The sequence below is a fragment of the Pseudomonas sp. NEEL19 genome, assembly GCF_028751975.1.
Lineage (GTDB): Bacteria > Pseudomonadota > Gammaproteobacteria > Pseudomonadales > Pseudomonadaceae > Aquipseudomonas > Aquipseudomonas juntendi.
Genome location: NZ_CP081491.1, coordinates 1,639,082 through 1,655,245, shown reverse-complemented (window position 1 = coordinate 1,655,245; position 16,164 = coordinate 1,639,082). Strand labels below are relative to the sequence as shown.

General features: G+C 64.7%; 17 protein-coding genes. 9 read left to right on the top strand and 8 right to left on the bottom strand.

Going from position 1 to position 16,164, the window contains the following annotated elements; all coding sequences use genetic code 11:
* Positions 1-666: 666 nt before the first annotated feature.
* The 5 genes from rluB to K4A76_RS07540 form a co-directional block, all read right to left on the bottom strand.
* Positions 667-1,734 (bottom strand): 23S rRNA pseudouridine(2605) synthase RluB, encoded by a 1,068-nt coding sequence (gene rluB / locus K4A76_RS07560; protein ID WP_009683647.1) that lies wholly within the window; start codon positions 1,732-1,734, stop codon positions 667-669.
* A gap of 185 nt (positions 1,735-1,919) precedes the next feature.
* Complete coding sequence (gene scpB / locus K4A76_RS07555; RefSeq protein WP_274411865.1) at positions 1,920-2,690, bottom strand: SMC-Scp complex subunit ScpB; 771 nt, start codon at positions 2,688-2,690, stop codon at positions 1,920-1,922.
* Positions 2,677-3,402 carry a segregation and condensation protein A gene (locus K4A76_RS07550; RefSeq protein WP_161893131.1) on the bottom strand — a complete coding sequence of 242 codons (726 nt, stop codon included), beginning with the start codon at positions 3,400-3,402 and terminating at the stop codon, positions 2,677-2,679. The genes scpB and K4A76_RS07550 overlap by 14 nt, the downstream gene beginning before the upstream one ends.
* Positions 3,403-3,527: 125 nt before the next feature.
* The gene (locus tag K4A76_RS07545) at positions 3,528-4,157 is read right to left on the bottom strand and encodes an L-threonylcarbamoyladenylate synthase (protein WP_054881895.1); all 630 of its coding nucleotides are present in this window, start codon (positions 4,155-4,157) and stop codon (positions 3,528-3,530) included.
* A gap of 13 nt (positions 4,158-4,170) precedes the next feature.
* A complete protein-coding gene (locus K4A76_RS07540) occupies positions 4,171-5,031 on the bottom strand; it encodes a PHP domain-containing protein (protein ID WP_274411864.1) in 861 nt (286 codons plus the stop codon).
* Positions 5,032-5,098: 67 nt separating this feature from the next.
* On the opposite strand from K4A76_RS07540, the gene K4A76_RS07535 reads away from it, so the two are divergent.
* From K4A76_RS07535 to K4A76_RS07515, 5 genes are all read left to right on the top strand, one after another.
* Complete coding sequence (locus tag K4A76_RS07535; protein ID WP_029887818.1) at positions 5,099-5,692, top strand: septation protein A; 594 nt, start codon at positions 5,099-5,101, stop codon at positions 5,690-5,692.
* 1 nt (position 5,693) lies between these two features.
* A complete protein-coding gene (locus K4A76_RS07530) occupies positions 5,694-5,993 on the top strand; it encodes a YciI family protein (protein WP_274411863.1) in 300 nt (99 codons plus the stop codon).
* A gap of 207 nt (positions 5,994-6,200) precedes the next feature.
* Positions 6,201-6,878 (top strand): response regulator transcription factor, encoded by a 678-nt coding sequence (locus K4A76_RS07525; RefSeq protein WP_029887817.1) that lies wholly within the window; start codon positions 6,201-6,203, stop codon positions 6,876-6,878.
* Positions 6,879-7,038: 160 nt separating this feature from the next.
* The gene (locus K4A76_RS07520; RefSeq protein WP_274411862.1) at positions 7,039-7,455 is read left to right on the top strand and encodes a Spy/CpxP family protein refolding chaperone; all 417 of its coding nucleotides are present in this window, start codon (positions 7,039-7,041) and stop codon (positions 7,453-7,455) included.
* Positions 7,456-7,514: 59 nt separating this feature from the next.
* Positions 7,515-8,852 carry a sensor histidine kinase gene (locus K4A76_RS07515; protein ID WP_110678668.1) on the top strand — a complete coding sequence of 446 codons (1,338 nt, stop codon included), beginning with the start codon at positions 7,515-7,517 and terminating at the stop codon, positions 8,850-8,852.
* Positions 8,853-8,908: 56 nt separating this feature from the next.
* Here K4A76_RS07515 and K4A76_RS07510 read toward each other — a convergent pair whose 3' ends face one another.
* A complete protein-coding gene (locus K4A76_RS07510) occupies positions 8,909-9,466 on the bottom strand; it encodes an NAD(P)H nitroreductase (protein ID WP_274411861.1) in 558 nt (185 codons plus the stop codon).
* 171 nt (positions 9,467-9,637) lie between these two features.
* On the opposite strand from K4A76_RS07510, the gene K4A76_RS07505 reads away from it, so the two are divergent.
* Positions 9,638-11,092, top strand: coding sequence for a TrkH family potassium uptake protein (locus tag K4A76_RS07505; protein ID WP_274411860.1), 1,455 nt, complete (start codon positions 9,638-9,640; stop codon positions 11,090-11,092).
* Here K4A76_RS07505 and K4A76_RS07500 read toward each other — a convergent pair.
* Positions 11,049-12,110 carry an AraC family transcriptional regulator gene (locus tag K4A76_RS07500; protein ID WP_173888003.1) on the bottom strand — a complete coding sequence of 354 codons (1,062 nt, stop codon included), beginning with the start codon at positions 12,108-12,110 and terminating at the stop codon, positions 11,049-11,051. The two genes, K4A76_RS07505 and K4A76_RS07500, sit on opposite strands and share 44 nt — an antisense overlap.
* Before the next feature lie 152 nt (positions 12,111-12,262).
* Here K4A76_RS07500 and K4A76_RS07495 point away from each other — a divergent pair, with 152 nt between their 5' ends.
* Both K4A76_RS07495 and K4A76_RS07490 read left to right on the top strand, forming a co-directional pair.
* Positions 12,263-12,574 (top strand): DUF962 domain-containing protein, encoded by a 312-nt coding sequence (locus K4A76_RS07495; protein WP_009683661.1) that lies wholly within the window; start codon positions 12,263-12,265, stop codon positions 12,572-12,574.
* 91 nt (positions 12,575-12,665) lie between these two features.
* Entirely contained in the window at positions 12,666-13,550 is an 885-nt protein-coding gene (locus tag K4A76_RS07490) for a DMT family transporter (protein WP_274411859.1), read from the top strand.
* 1 nt (position 13,551) lies between these two features.
* Here K4A76_RS07490 and K4A76_RS07485 read toward each other — a convergent pair whose 3' ends face one another.
* Positions 13,552-13,833, bottom strand: coding sequence for a SelT/SelW/SelH family protein (locus K4A76_RS07485; protein WP_009683663.1), 282 nt, complete (start codon positions 13,831-13,833; stop codon positions 13,552-13,554).
* A 67-nt stretch (positions 13,834-13,900) separates the two neighbouring features.
* On the opposite strand from K4A76_RS07485, the gene K4A76_RS07480 reads away from it, so the two are divergent.
* A complete protein-coding gene (locus tag K4A76_RS07480) occupies positions 13,901-16,087 on the top strand; it encodes a patatin-like phospholipase family protein (RefSeq protein ID WP_274411858.1) in 2,187 nt (728 codons plus the stop codon).
* Positions 16,088-16,164: the final 77 nt, after the last annotated feature.

Sequence of the window (16,164 nt, the reverse complement as noted above, 5' to 3'; positions counted from 1 at the left end):
GTCACCTGCATTGTTTTTATCTGTGACGGAATCGGACCCACCGCGCTCGTGGCGCAGCGGAATGGGCAAGGTGGTTACCTTGGGTTTCTCGACCTCAGGTGCCGCCGGGGCGGGTCAACCAGGCGTGATCAAGAGTGCGCGGTACGCAAGGGGGTCACAGGTAAAACGCGGCGCACTGTATACCCCTGCAAATGCGCAGGCGTCAACGCGTTGCATCCTTTCCCCGGGAAAAAACGCAGCGATCCTGTGGTATGGGCCTTCAAAGGCGGAGTGATCGGCGTACATGGCGCCTCCATTTGTTGTTTTGTCAGCCAGTCGCTGTGGACCGGCTGTTGCACACGGCAATAGCGGCTATAACACCGTGGGCAAGGGGGTTTGGGCAAGGGTGGTGGGGATTGGCGCGGGGGGCTTGCAGCGTTGGCAGCGGCAAGTTTTTTTGACAGGCTGGGGCGTATTCCGAAAGGCGAACGGGAATCGGCTGATTTTGTACACATTTCTTTACAGGGTGGTGCGAGGACTTGCCAGTCGTCCGAAAAATTCTTTTGCTTCAGTGTCTTGGGGCTGCTTTGCAGCCCTTCGCGGGCACGCCCGCTCCCACTCAAGATGTGGGAGCGGGCGTGCCCGCGAAGGGCCGCAAAGCGGCCCCAAATGACTTAACTGGGCCAATCAGCCACGCGGTTTGCCGCGGCCACGGCCGGCAGGCTTGTCGCCCTCAGGCTTGGCGGGGCGCTTGCGCATTTCGCTTGGGCGCTCGGCCACGGCGCTGCCGCGGTTGCCTTTGCGTGGGGCTTCTTCACGCGGCTGGCGTGCCGGGCGCTCGCCAGCGGCAGCACCTTCGTGGGCCGGACGCAGGTTGCGCACGCGCTCGCCACGGCCCAGCGGGCGGGACGATTTGCGCTGCAGGCGCTCCATCTTGTCCTTGGCCTTGAGGTTCAAGGCAGGCAGCGCAACCGGCTGCAAGCCGACTTCAGCGGCCAGGATGTCGATTTCGCCCTGGGACATTTCCCGCCAGCGGCCCATCGGCAGGTCGGAGTTGAGGAACACCGGGCCAAAGCGCACGCGCTTCAGGCGGCTGACCACCATGCCCTGGGATTCCCACAGGCGACGCACCTCGCGGTTACGGCCTTCCATCACCACGCAGTGGTACCAGTGGTTGAAACCTTCGCCACCGGGTGCCTTCTGGATGTCGGTGAACTTGGCCGGGCCGTCTTCGAGCATTACACCGGCCTTCAGGCGCTCGATCATCTCGTCATCGACTTCACCACGCACACGCACCGCGTATTCGCGGTCCATCTCGTAGGACGGGTGCATCAGGCGGTTGGCCAGTTCACCGTCGGTGGTGAACAGCAGCAGGCCGGTGGTGTTGATGTCGAGTCGGCCAATGTTGATCCAACGGCCTTCTTTTGGCCGCGGCAGGCGATCGAACACGGTCGGGCGGCCTTCCGGGTCGTCACGGGTGCAGATCTCGCCATCGGGTTTGTTGTACATGATCACCCGGCGGGTGGCCTCGGCGGCCTCCTCGCGCTTGATCAGCTTGCCGTCAACGGCAATGGCATCGTGCAGGTCGACGCGTTGGCCGAGGGTAGCCGCGACGCCGTTGACCTTGATCCGGCCCTGGCTGATCCAGGCCTCGACGTCACGGCGCGAGCCCACGCCGATGCGGGCCAGCACTTTCTGCAGTTTTTCGCCGGACGGCGGGGTAATTGCGGTGTCTTGCAGGTCTTGCTCACTCATCTGGGCACCTCCCGGTGTAGGAATGACAAAGGGTTTCTGGCGACGAATGCGCCAAAAGGCCGCGCATCATACGCGGTTCGGCGGGGGAACGCACTGCAGGTTAGAAGGTTTTGCGGGGGCAGCGAGAGGTTTCTGCCTAACGGTGAGGTGCTTGCCGGGCGGGGCCGCTGCAGGCGACCGCACGATCAGGACTGCAGCTTGCCCTCTTCTTCCACCGCGGCCTCAGGTGCTTGCCCACGCAAATCGTCAAAGTCGGTCTTCAGCCCTTCTTCCATGGCATCCAGCTCCACCAGCAAGCTGCGGAAGCTGGTTTCCTCCTTCGGCTCCTCAACCGCTTCCTGCTCGCCCAGGCTGGCATCGGCCAGGGCCTGCAGGTGGGCCGGTACCGGTGCATCATCCGGGTCGAGCAGCGGCTCAGGCTGCAGCTCGCGCAGCTCGGCCAACGCTGGCAACTGCTCCAGGCTCTTGAGGTTGAAGTGGTCCAGAAACGCCTTGGTGGTGGCGAACATCGCCGGCCGGCCGGGCACCTCGCGGTAGCCCACCACGCGTATCCACTCGCGCTCCATCAGGGTCTTGATGATATTGCTGTTCACCGCCACCCCGCGCACATCCTCGATCTCGCCACGGGTGATCGGCTGGCGATAGGCGATCAACGCCAGGGTTTCCAGCAAGGCACGCGAATAGCGCTGCGGGCGCTCTTCCCACAAGCGGCCGACCCAGGGGGCGTAGGCTTCGCGAATTTGCAGGCGGTAGCCGCTGGCCACCTCCTTGAGCTCGAAAGCGCGGCCGTTGCACGATTTGCCCAGCACCTCCAGCGCCTGCCTGAAAACCTTGGGCTCGGGGCGCTCGGCTTCCTCGAACAACTCGAACAGACGCTCCAGTGATTGCGGTTTGCCCGACGCCAGCAGGAAGGCTTCGATCAGCGACGCCAGGTCGCGGGGTTCATTCAGGTTCATCGGGTTCTTCAACAAGCGCCGGGCGAAGCCGCACGTGGATGGCGGCGAAGGGTTCATTCTGCACCAGTTCGATCAGCGCTTCCTTCACCAGTTCGAGAATCGCCATGAAGGTGACCACTACCCCCAGCTTGCCCTCGTCGTGCCCGAACAGCTCGACGAACGGCACGAAAGCACCGCCCTTGAGGCGCTCCAGCACCTGGCTCATGCGCTCGCGGGTGGACAGCGTTTCACGGCTGATCTGGTGGCTCTCGAACAGGTCGTTGCGCCGCATCACCTCGGCCATGGACACCAGCAGCTCTTCCAGGCTGACCTGCGGCAACAGCTTGCGCACCTTGGCCTGCGGTGCCTCCAGGCGCGGCACCCGCACCTCACGGCCAACCCGTGGCAACGCGTCGATGCCTTCGGCTGCGGCCTTGAAACGCTCGTACTCTTGCAGCCGGCGGATCAACTCGGCGCGCGGGTCACCCTCCTCTTCCTCGGCCTCAGCCGAGCGCGGCAGCAGCATGCGCGACTTGATCTCGGCAAGCATGGCCGCCATTACCAGGTATTCGGCGGCCAGTTCCAGGCGCACGCTTTTCATTAGCTCCACATAGCCCATGTACTGGCGGGTGATTTCAGCCACGGGGATGTCGAGGATGTCGATGTTCTGCTTGCGGATCAGGTACAGCAACAGGTCCAGCGGCCCTTCGAAGGCTTCCAGGATGACTTCCAGGGCGTCTGGCGGGATGTACAGGTCCAGCGGCATCTCGGTCAGGGCTTCGCCGTAGACCAAGGCCAGTTGCAACTGCCGCGGCTCGTCGACCTGCGTGGCCGGCGCCTCGGGCGCTTGCAGCTGGCTCACGCGCTGGCCATGAACGGCGCAGGGTCGCCGCAGCCTTCTCGAATCAGCTCAGGTTCGTCGCCGGAAAGGTCGATGATGGTCGACGCCTTGAGGTCACCGTAGCCGCCATCGATCACTAGGTCGACATGGTGCTCCAGGCGCTCACGAATTTCGTAAGGGTCGGTCATCGGCTCGTTATCGCCAGGCAGGATCAGGCTCACGCTCATCAGCGGCTCGCCCAGCTCAGCCAGCAACGCCAGGGTAATGGCGTGGTCTGGTACCCGCAGGCCGATGGTGCGGCGTTTTTCGTGCAGCAGCAGGCGGGGCACTTCGCGGGTGCCGTTGAGGATGAAGGTGTACGGCCCAGGCACGTGCGCCTTGAGCAGGCGGAAGGTGCCGGTATCGACCTTGGCATACAACCCCAGCTGCGACATGTCGCAGCACATCAGGGTGAAGTTGTGGGTCTTGTCCAGGCCACGCAGGCGCCGAACACGCTCGATCGCCGCTTTGTCGCCGATCTGGCAACCCAACGCATAGGCCGAATCGGTGGGGTACACCACCACGCCCCCCTTGCGGATGATCTCTACCGCCTGGCGGATCAGCCGCGGCTGGGGGTTCTCCGGATGAATCTGGAAAAATTGGCTCACGTAGTCGTCCTGTTCATACCGTAATAGGCTGTTCATGGCTGAATCGGCGCCACAAAGGCGGCAGGTCCTCGGGCAAAGGCCGGTAGGCACCGATCTCGCCCCAGGTGCCGGGGCCGTGGAAGTCACTGCCAGCGCTTGCCAGCAGGCCGAACTCACGGGTAAGGATGGACAGGGTGCCCACCTGCTCGGCAGGCATCATCCCGTTGACCACTTCAAGCGCCTGCCCACCTGCCTGAATATAGTCGGCAATCAGCCGCCTGCGCTTGCTGCGGGTCAGGTCGTAGTGCATGGGATGGGCCAGGCTCACCCAGGCTTTGGACTGGCGCAGCGTGGCAACGGTTTCATCAAGGGTGGGCCAATGCTGCTTGACGTCGCCCAGCTTGCCCGCCCCCAGCCACTTGCGAAACGCCTCGCCGCGGTCCTTGACGTACCCGGCACGCACCAGGTACTCGGCAAAGTGCGGGCGCGCCGGTGCGTTGCCGCTGTCGCCCAGCTCGTGCTGCACGGCGCGGGCGCCGTCGAGGGTGCCTGGCATGCCCTTGGCGGCCAACCGCTTGTCGATTTCTTCGGCGCGCAGCCAGCGGCCGCGGTGCAATGCTTCGATCGCCGCCAGCAATGGCGGCGCATCGAGCGGGAAGTCGTAGCCCAGCACGTGAATGGTGGCGCCCCCCCAGGTGCACGAAAGCTCGACCCCGCTGACCCAGCGCATGCCCCGCTCAACGCAGGCCAGGCGCGCTTCGGGCAGGCCTTCGAGGGTGTCATGGTCGGTCAGGGCCAGCGTTTGCACCCCGTGCTCATGGGCCCGGGCGACCAGCGCCGTGGGCGACAGGGCGCCGTCGGAGGCCGTGCTGTGACAGTGCAGATCAACATTCATGGAGGAGCGCTTTCGCTGGAATCGATGTTTGTTATTATGCCGTCACATCCCGATTCTGGCTGCCATTGTGAAACAATTCATCGATTTCATCCCGCTGTTGCTGTTCTTCATCGTGTACAAGCTGGACCCACGCCCGCTTGAAGTCGCTGGCCACAGCTTCGAATTCGGCGGTATCTACAGCGCCACGGCCATGCTGATCGTCAGCTCGCTGGTGGTGTACGGCGCGCTATTCCTGCGCCAGCGCAAGCTGGAAAAGGGCCAGTGGCTGACCCTGGTGGCCTGCCTGGTGTTCGGCGGCCTGACCCTGACCTTCCACAGCGAAACCTTCCTCAAGTGGAAGGCGCCGGTGGTCAACTGGCTGTTCGCCCTGGGCTTTGCCGGCAGCCACTTCATCGGTGACCGGGTGCTGATCAAACGCATCATGGGCCACGCCCTCACCCTCCCGGATGCCATCTGGACGCGCTTGAACCTGGCCTGGATCGCGTTCTTCCTGTTCTGTGGTGCGGCCAACCTGTTCGTCGCCTTCACCTTCCAGGACTTCTGGGTAGACTTCAAGGTGTTCGGCAGCCTGGGCATGACCGTGATCTTCCTGGTGGCGCAAGGCGTGTACCTGTCGCGCCACCTGCACGACGACCCTTCTACCTCCAAACCCAAGGATTGACATGCTCTACGCCATCATTGCCAGCGACGTCGCGAACTCCCTGGAAAAGCGCCTGGCTGCCCGCCCGGCGCACATCGAACGCCTGCAGCAGCTCAAGGTCGAAGGCCGCGTGGTGCTGGCCGGCCCACACCCGGCCATCGACAGCAATGACCCGGGCGAAGCCGGCTTCAGCGGCAGCCTGATCGTCGCCGAGTTTGCCTCGCTGGCCGAAGCCCAGGCCTGGGCCGATGCCGACCCGTACATTGCCGCAGGCGTGTACGACAAGGTCGTGGTCAAGCCATTCAAGCAAGTATTGCCGTGATCCGAGACCGCATCGCTTTCTTCGCGGGCTTGCCCGCTCCCACAGTGGCCCGCACAGACCTTCGGAACTGCACGGTCGTTGTAGGAGCGGGTTTACCCGCGAAGCAGGCGATGCGGGATCAGCAGTTATACGGTTGCCATCAGTCTGCGGTATCTTTGCCATTGGCGGGCCGACTTGACCGCCGTCAATGGTGGAATTGAGTGAGTCATGAGCGAGCTGTTACTGATTGATGATGACCAGGAACTGTGCGAGCTGCTGTGCAGCTGGCTGACCCAGGAAGGGTTTTCCGTACGTGCCTGCCACGATGGCCAGAGTGCACGCCAGGCCTTGGCCGAGCATGCACCTGCGGCCGTGGTGCTGGATGTCATGTTGCCCGACGGCAGCGGCCTGGAGTTGCTCAAACAACTGCGCAGCGAGCACGCCGAACTGCCGGTGCTGATGCTGTCGGCCCGTGGCGAGCCGCTTGACCGTATTCTTGGCCTGGAACTGGGTGCCGACGATTACCTGGCCAAACCGTGCGACCCACGCGAGCTTACCGCGCGCCTGCGTGCCGTACTGCGCCGCAGCCACCCCGTTGCCGCCACCAGCCAGTTGGAGCTGGGCGACCTGGTCTACAGCCCGGCCCGCGGCGTGGCCAGCATCGATGGCCGGGAAATGACCCTGACCTTGTCCGAAAGCCGCATACTTGAAGCGCTGCTGCGCCAGCCTGGCGAGCCGCTGGACAAACAGGAACTGGCGCAGATCGGCCTGGGCCGCAAGCTCACCCTCTACGACCGCAGCCTGGACATGCACGTCAGCAACCTGCGCAAGAAGATCGGCCCGCATGCCGATGGCCGGCCACGCATCGTCGCCCTGCGCAGCCGCGGCTATTACTACTGCCTGTGAGCAGCTGCAAGCTGCAAGAAAGAGCAGAATCGCGATCGGCTTCACTTGCAGCTTCCAGCTGTTCTTTACCCAGCCTTTACCATCCACTGACTGCGCTTGACGGTGATCTCCCTAAACTGTGCTCATCCGGTAACCACCGGCCTATGAAAGGAGAGACACCATGCGCAAGACCCTTATCGCCCTGATGTTCGCCGCCGCCCTGCCGACCGTAGCCATGGCCATGCCTGACGGCGGCCCACGTCACGACGGCCCGCATCACCGCGGTGACGCGGCCTTCCAGCAACTGGACCTGAGCCGTGACCAGCGCCAGCAGATCGGCAAGCTGATGGGCGAGCAAATGCAGCAGCGCCGCGACATTACCGAGCGTTACCTGGCCAAACTGCCGGCTGCCGACCAGAAAGCCATGAAGGACGAACTGCAAGCCAGCCGCGCCAAGACCGACACCGCCGTGCGCAACCTGCTCAAGCCAGACCAGCAGAAGAAGTTCGACGAACTGCAAAAGGAACGCGCTGCCAAGAAAGCCGAGTGGCAGGAGTTCCAGGCCTGGAAAGCTGAAAAAGCCAAAAAGGCCCAGTAAGCTGTCAGCCCGATGCCCGGCTCGCCCCAGCGCGAGCCGGGCTTTTTCTGTTTTAGGAGGTGCTCTTGCGTTCACTGTTCTGGCGCATCCTGGCCAGCTTCTGGTTGGCCATCACCCTGGTTGCAGGCCTGTCGATCTTGCTTGGGCACATGCTCAACCAGGACGCCTGGATCCTCAGCCGCCACCCCGGCCTGAACACGCTGGCCAGCCAGTGGGCCAGGCACTACGAGCAGGAGGGCGTGAATGCCGCGCAGCAGTTCCTGGAACAACGCAAGGACCGCTACAAGATCGACGTGCAGGTGCTCGATGACAGTGGTGACGCGGTGGTGCCCGGCACGTTCCCGCGCCGGGCGGCAGCCTTCGAGGCACGCCAGCACAACGACCAGCGCCGCTTGCCATGGCGCCGGCTGACCGAGGAATACACCAGCCCCGACACCGGCCAGACCTACCTGCTGATCTACCGCATCCCCCACCCGGCGCTGGATGAGTGGCACCGGGACAGCCTGATGTGGCCACTCAGCGCACTGGGCATCGCCCTGGTGGTGTTGACCCTGTTCAGCCTGCTGGTCACGCTGTCCATCACGCGCCCGTTGAGCCGCCTGCGCAGCGCTGTGCACGACCTGGGCCAGAGCACCTATCAGCAGAACAGCCTGGCGCGCCTGGCAGCCCGGCGTGACGAATTCGGCGTGCTGGCCAACGACTTCAACAAAATGGGTGCGCGCCTGCAAAGCACCCTCGCCAGCCAGCGCCAATTGCTGCGCGACGTGTCCCACGAGCTGCGATCACCGCTGGCCAGGCTGCGCATTGCCCTGGCCCTGGCCGAACGCGCCGAGCCCGAACAGCGCCAGGCCCTGTGGCCGCGCCTGACCCGCGAGTGCGACAGGCTGGAAGACCTGATCAGCGAAATACTCACCCTGGCCCGCGTGGATGCCGAACAGGCCCACGCCGAAGCGGTGGACCTCAATGCCTTGCTGGGCAGTGTGCGCAAGGACGCCCTGCTCGGCGCGCCCGACCAGGACGTGCGCCTGGAGGCGCAACCGGGGCTGGTCTTGCAAGGTTGGCCGACACTGATCGAGCGGGCCGTGGACAACCTGCTGCGCAACGCCCTGCGCTTCAACCCGGCAGGCCAGCCCATCGAAGTCAGTGCCGTGCGCGATCAGGCGCGGGTGGTGATCTGTGTGCGCGACCATGGCCCGGGTGCAGCCCCGGAGCACCTCGCCCAGCTGGGTGAGCCGTTCTTCCGCGCACCGGGGCAGGAAGCCCCAGGGCACGGCCTGGGGTTGGCGATTGCGCGCAAGGCGGCGGAGCGGCATGGCGGCAGCCTGGTACTGGACAACCACCCGCAGGGCGGCTTTGTCGCCCGGCTTGAACTACCCTTGCAAGCCGCTTCAGCGTAAGGCTGCCAGGGCCGTGTACGTTCAGGGCTGCAGCGCAGCCCTTGCTCGCGCCCGCGTCACTCGCCCCAGGCCGTGACGAAATCAGCGGTGGCCAGCACCGGCGCGGTCCGTGGCTCGGTCATTGGCGTGCCGACGTACAGGTAGCCGATCAGTTCCTCGTTCTCCGCCAGCCCCAGCCCCTTGTGCACATGCGCGTCGAAGGCCATGTCCCCGGTGCGCCACACGGCGCCGATGCCCTGCGCATGGGCAGCGATCAGGATGCCATGTGCCGCACAGCCCGCCGCCAGGCGCTGCTCGGACTTGGGCACCTTGAAGTGGTCCTGCAAGCTGGCCACCACCACGATCAGCAACGGTGCGCGCAGCGGCATGGCGCGGGCTTTGTCCAGCGCAGCCTGGGTGGCTTCACCTTTGTGCTGCACCGCTTCGGCGAACAGCTCGCCCAGCTTCTCGCGGCCCTGCCCTTCGATGGTCAGGAACCGCCAAGGCCGCAGTTGGCCGTGGTCCGGCGCCCGCAGGGCAGCCTGGAACAGCGCCTCGCGCTGGGCGGCATTGGGGGCAGGGTCGGTCAGGCGTGGCACGGAAACACGGTTGAGCAATGCGTCGAGAGCCTCCATCGGCTACCCTCCTGGCAGTGGAATGTGCGGCCATTCTCAAGCTGCACGCCCTAAGCTGCAAGCTGCAAGCGGCAGCACGCGGGCTTTTCGTGCAGCGTGCCGCGCCTGGCTTGCAGCGGCCCGGCCCATAGGTAGAATGGCGCCCTTCCGTTTCGAGTCAGAGCAGATCACATGGCGTTGCCGACCTTAAGGATCATTGGTTTCATCATCGGCATCTTCCTGATCACCCTGGCTGTGGGCATGGCCGTGCCCATGGCGACCTTGGTGATATTCGAACGCACCGGCGACATGCCGTCGTTCCTGTGGTCCAGCCTGATCACCTTCATTGCCGGGCTGGCCATGGTGCTGCAAGGGCGGCCGGAGCATGTGCACCTGCGGCCACGCGACATGTACCTGCTGACGGTCTGCAGCTGGCTGGTGGTCTGCGTGTTCGCCGCCCTGCCCTTCCTGCTGACCCAGCACATCAGCTACACCGACGCCTTCTTCGAAAGCATGTCGGGCATCACCGCCACCGGCGCCACCGTGCTCAGCGGGCTCGACAGCATGTCGCCAGGCATCCTGATGTGGCGCTCGATGCTGCACTGGCTGGGCGGTATCGGCTTCATCGCCATGGCGGTGGCCATCCTGCCGCTGCTGCGCATTGGTGGCATGCGCCTGTTCCAGACCGAGTCTTCCGACCGCTCCGAAAAGGTCATGCCGCGCTCGCACATGGTCGCCAAGTCGATCGTGGGGGTGTACGTCGGCTTCTCGATTCTTGGCGCGCTGGCTTTCTGGTGGGCCGGCATGAGCCCGTTCGATGCCATCAACCACGCCATGTCGGCGATTTCCACCGGTGGTTTTTCCACCTCCGACCAGTCCCTGGCGAAATGGGACATTCCCGCCGTGCACTGGGTGGCAGTGATAGTAATGATCATGGGCAGCCTGCCGTTCACCCTGTACGTGGCCACCCTGCGCGGCAACCGCAGGGCGCTGCTCCGCGACCAGCAGGTGCAGGGCTTGCTGGGCATGCTGCTGGTCACCTGGCTGGTTCTGGGCACCTGGTACTGGTACAGCACCAACCTGCACTGGCTGGACGCGCTGCGTCACGTGGCGCTGAACGTAACCTCGGTCGTCACCACCACCGGTTTCGCCCTGGGTGACTACAGCCTGTGGGGCAATTTTTCGCTGATGCTGTTCTTCTACCTGGGTTTCGTCGGTGGCTGTTCCGGCTCGACCGCGGGCGGGATCAAGATCTTCCGCTTCCAGGTCGCCTACATCCTGCTCAAGGCCAGCCTCAACCAGCTGATCCACCCTCGCGCGGTGATCAAGCAGAAGTACAACGGCCACCGCCTCGATGAAGATATCGTGCGTTCGATTCTCACGTTCTCGTTCTTCTTCGCCATCACCATCTGCGTCATGGCGCTGCTGCTGTCGCTGCTGGGGGTGGACTGGATGACCGCCCTGACCGGGGCTGCCGGTACGGTCTCCGGGGTGGGGCCTGGCCTGGGTGAAGTGATCGGGCCGTCAGGCAACTACGCCACGCTGCCAGACGCCGCCAAGTGGATCCTGGCTGCCGGCATGCTGCTTGGCCGGCTGGAAATCATCACCGTGCTAGTGTTGTGCATGCCGGCGTTCTGGCGTCACTGAGCCCTTCGCCCACGGCGCCGAGCCGGGCACGGTACTCGCTGGGCGTGGTATCGAACCACCGGCGGAACGCGCGGTAGAAGTTGCTGGGGTCGGCGAAGCCCAGCAGGTAGGCGGTTTCCAGCAGGGTCATGCCCGGCTGGGCCAAGTACTGTTCGGCCAGTTCACGCCGGGTGTCGTCGAGCAACGCCTGGAAGCTGGTGCCCTCTTCCTGCAGCCGCCGCTGCAGGGTGCGCTGCGACAAGTGCAAGGCCTGCGCCAGGGTCTCACGCTTGGGCTCCCCCTGCGGCAAGATGCGGCACAGCACCTGGCGCACCCGGTGGGTCACGCGGCTTTCGGAAAACCGCGCCAGGTACTCCCCGGCAAACCGGTCGTGCAGCACTGCCATGGCTTCATTGGCCGTGGGCAAGGGTGCCTCCATGTCGGCCCGCTCGAACACCAGCGCGTCATACGGCGCGTCGAAGATCAGCGGCGAATGGAACGCCACCTTGTACGGCTCGATATTCCTGGGTTGCGGCCCCTGCACCAAAACCCGGCGTGGCTGCACCGGGCGGCCGCTCAACCATTTGCACAGCGCCAGCGCACAGGCCAACGACGCTTCGGCACTGTGCCGGGTAGGCGGCAGATGGTCGCCATGCACGGTGAGGATCAACGAATAGCCCTCGGCGCCGAGCACGAAACTGAGATCTGAGCTTTCGGCGATAATGCGCTGGTACCGCACCAGCCGCTCGAAACCCTCGGCCAACGTGCGGCTGGACATCAGCGCATAGCCCACCACGTGAAACGATGCCGGGCGCACCACACGCGCCATGTTCAGGCCAATGGCCTCGTTGCCGGACAGTTCCACTGCCAATTGCCACAGTCGGGTCATGGAGTCCTGGGGAAAGCGCGCATCGGGATCGTCGAGGGCGGCGAAATCCAGCCCCAGTTGCTTGAACATGGCCCGACAGTCCAGTCCTTCCAGCTCGAGTGCTTTGACAATCCCTGATGCCCAACTGGCTGACGTGGTTCTTTCGCTCATGACAGGTTACTTTCCTGACCGCTCCTGCGGTGAACCCCAAGGATACTCAATTGGCGCCTATTGTCACTGGTAGGCACTGCCAATCACTCTAGACTCGAATAAGGCTCCACGCCGTGCATCTTGTCCAGAAGTATTAATCCCGGAGCACTGCCATGAACCGCACAGCGCAGTTTCGCAGTTTTGCCGAGTTCTACCCGTATTACTTGGGTGAGCACAGCAACCCCACCTGCCGCCGCCTGCATTTTGTCGGCACCAGCCTGGTGATCGCCCTGCTGGCCTATACCATCGGCAGCGGCAAATGGCTGTTGCTGCTGGCCGTGCCGCTGTTCGGCTACGGCTTTGCCTGGGTGGGGCATTTCTTTTTTGAAAAGAACCGGCCGGCGACATTCACCTACCCGTTCTACAGCCTTGCCGGCGACTTCGTGATGTTCCGCGACATTCTGCTCGGCAAGCTCAGGCTGTAAGCAGCGCGCCTGCGCCCGCGGCCACCCGGTCCTCGCCATGCACGGCTTCAGGCACAATGGCCGATTGCCTTGCGAGGAATGCCCCCCTGTCATGAACCACCGCACCGCCCTCGGCGCCCTGCATATCGGCGCGCTGTTCTTTGGCCTGACCGGCGTATTCGGCAAGCTGGCAGCCAGCGCCAGCCCGGTGATCATCGTGTTCGGCCGCGCCGCTTTCGCCGTGCTCGCCCTGGCGCTGTTCGCCAGTGTCACCGGCCCTGGCTGGCAACGCCTGAACGGTCAGGATGCGCGCCGCCTGTTGCTCGGCGGGGTGCTGCTGGCCGGCCACTGGGTCAGCTTCTTCATCGCCGTCAAGGTCGGCGGCGTGGCCATCGCCACCCTCGGCTTCGCCAGTTTCCCGGCCTTTACCGTGCTGCTCGAAGGGCTGCTGTTCCGCGAGCGCATCCGCCGCAACGAAGCGCTGCTGGTGCTGCTGGTCAGCCTCGGCCTGATACTGGTCACGCCAGCCTTCGATCTGGCCAGCGAAGCGACCGGCGGCCTGCTGTGGGCCCTGTTCTCGGGCCTGCTGTTTTCACTGCTGTCCCTGACCAACCGCGCAGGCTCTGGTCGCTTGCCTGCGGTGCAGGCAGCACTGTGGCAAAACCTGGTGGTAAGCCTGAGCCTGCTGGCGTTCGCTGCCCCTGGGCTGGGCGAGGTCGCGCCGGTGGACTGGCTGTGGATCGGCCTGCTCGGCATTTTCTGCACCGGCGTGGCGCACAGCCTGTTCGTCGCCAGCCTGGCGGTCATCAAGGCCCGGAGTGCCGCCGTGGTGTTCGGCATGGAGCCGGTCTACGGCATTGCCGTAGCCTGGCTGGTGTTTGCCGAGACCCCCACGGTGCGCATGCTGCTGGGCGGCGCACTGATCATCCTCGCCATCGTGCTGTCCAGCCGCCTGGCCGCCGAGCCCGCGCAGCGGCCGCTGGCCGAGGGCGGGTGACTCAGCGGTCGTTGTGGCCCAGGTCGCGCTGGGGGTCGATCTGGTCACGCACCCGCTGCTTCAGCACCTTGGCCTCGGGGAAGCCGCCGTCGGCCTTGCGCTCCCAAATCTGCACGCCGTTGCAGGTAATGCGGAAAATACCGCCGGTACCTGGTTCCAGCGCCACCCGGCCGAGGTCGTCGGCAAACGTGCTGAGCAACTCCTGGGCCAGCCACGCGGCCCGCAGCAGCCACTGGCACTGGGTGCAATAATTGATGACGATTTCCGGCTTGTGGTCGGCCATGTTGAGATAACTCCAGCTGAGGGGCGGCTTATACTAGCGGTCTTTGACCCTCGGTTTGAGACCCACGATGCGCCGTTTGCTGTTCTGCTTGCTGTTCACCCTCACCTCGCTTACAGCAACCGCCGCCGAACCGGCACGGCCCAAGGTCGGCCTGGTGCTGTCGGGCGGCGCGGCCCGGGGCCTGGCGCACATCGGCGTGCTCAAGGCGCTGGAGGAACAGGGCGTACGCATCGACGCCATTGCCGGCACCAGCATGGGGGCTGTAGTCGGCGGGCTGTACGCCTCGGGCTACAGTGTCGAAGAGCTGGAACACCTCGCCACCACCCTCGACTGGCAGCAGGCGCTGTCCGACAGCCCACCCCGCGAGGACGTGCCATTCCGGCGCAAGCAGGATGACCGCGATTTTCTGGTCAAGCAAAAGCTCAGTTTTCGTGACGACGGCAGCCTGGGCCTGCCGCTGGGGGTGATTCAAGGCCAGAACCTGTCGTTGCTGCTGGAAAGCAAGTTGGCGCACACCGCCCACACGCGCGATTTCGACAAGCTGCCCATCCCCTTCCGCGCCGTGGCCACCGACATCGCCAGTGGCGAAAAAGTGGTGTTTCGCCGCGGCCACCTGCCGCAGGTGATCCGCGCCAGCATGTCGATCCCGGCAGTGTTCGCCCCGGTCGAACTGGACGGCCGCCTGCTGGCGGACGGCGGCATGGTCGACAATATTCCGCTCGACGTGGCACGCGATATGGGGGTGGACCTGGCCATCGTGGTGGATATCGGTACGCCGCTGCGCGACCGCAAGCAGTTGCTGACCGTGGTCGATGTGCTGAACCAGTCCATCACGCTGACAACCCGGCGCAACTCGGAAGAGCAACTGGCCAGCCTGCGCCGCGACGATATCCTCATCCAACCGCCGCTGGCAGCCTACGGCGTGACCGACTTCGGCCGCGCGCGGGACATGATCGACGCCGGCTACCGCGCTACCCGCCTGCTCGACGCGCGCCTGGCCGCGCTGCGCCAACCAGACGCCAGCACCAGCCTGGCCGTGGCCCGTTCACCGCGCCAACGCACGCCCATCATCACCGCCATCAAAATCGAGAACGACGCCAAGGTCAGTGACGATGTGATCCGTTCGTACATTCGCCAGCCCATCAATGCCCCGCTGGAGCTTGGCCGCCTGGAGACCGACATGGGCACGCTGTACGGCCTGGACTACTTCGACCGGGTGCAGTACCGCGTGGTACACAAGGGCGATGAAAACACCCTGGTGATCAACGCCCGCGGCCGCCGCGGCGGCACCGACTACTTGCGCCTGGGGCTGAACCTGTCGGACGACCTGCGCGGCGACAGCGCCTTCAACCTGGGCGCCAGCTACCGGGTCAACGGCATCAACAGCCTGGGTGCCGAGTGGCTGACCCGCGGCCAGATCGGCGACCAGCAAGCGCTGTACAGCGAGTTCTACCAACCGCTGGATGTCGGCTCACGCTACTTCGTCGCGCCCTACCTGGACTTCGGCTCACAGAACATCGAGGCCACCCTCGACAACGACCCGGTCGCCGAGTACCGCCTGGAGCGCTATGGCTTTGGCCTGAACGTGGGCCGGCAGATCGGCAACAGCGGCGAAGTGCGCCTGGGGGTTGGCAAGGCCTGGGGCGAGGCCGAGGTGCGCATTGGCGACCAGGACTTGCCCAAGGTCAGTTTCAACGAAGGTTTCTACGAGCTGAAGTACTCGTTCGACACCCTCGACAACGTGTATTTCCCACACCATGGCGAAGACATCGGCCTGACCTTGCGCAAGTACGACAAGTCGCTGGATTCCGACCAGGATTACCGGCAATGGCTGTTCAACCTCGACAAGGCCATCAGCAGCGGCCCGAATACCTTCGTGCTGGGCGGCCGCTACGGGCGCACGCTGGATGCCACCGAAGTGGTGACCTCCAGCTTCGTGCTGGGCGGGGCGCGGGAGCTGTCGGGCTTCCGCCAGGACTCGGTGTCGGGCCAGAACATGAGCCTGATGCGGGTGGTCTACTACCGCCGGCTGACGCCACGGGCGTATGTGCCGCTGGACTTCCCGTTGTACATCGGCGGTTCGCTGGAGCGCGGGCGGGCGTGGAACAACGACAATGCGTTCGACAGTGGCTACATCAATGCGGCGAGTATTTTCCTCGGGCTGGAAACGCCGCTGGGCCCATTGAATTTCACCTATGGCACCAACAGTGCGCATGAGCAGGCGGTGTACCTGAACCTGGGGCATACCTTCTAGGCAGCGCATACAGGGCCCGGGCCCGGGCGTCGGGCCCGCCACGCCGAGCGGGCGGGCCGGCGAAAGGCTGCAGGGCA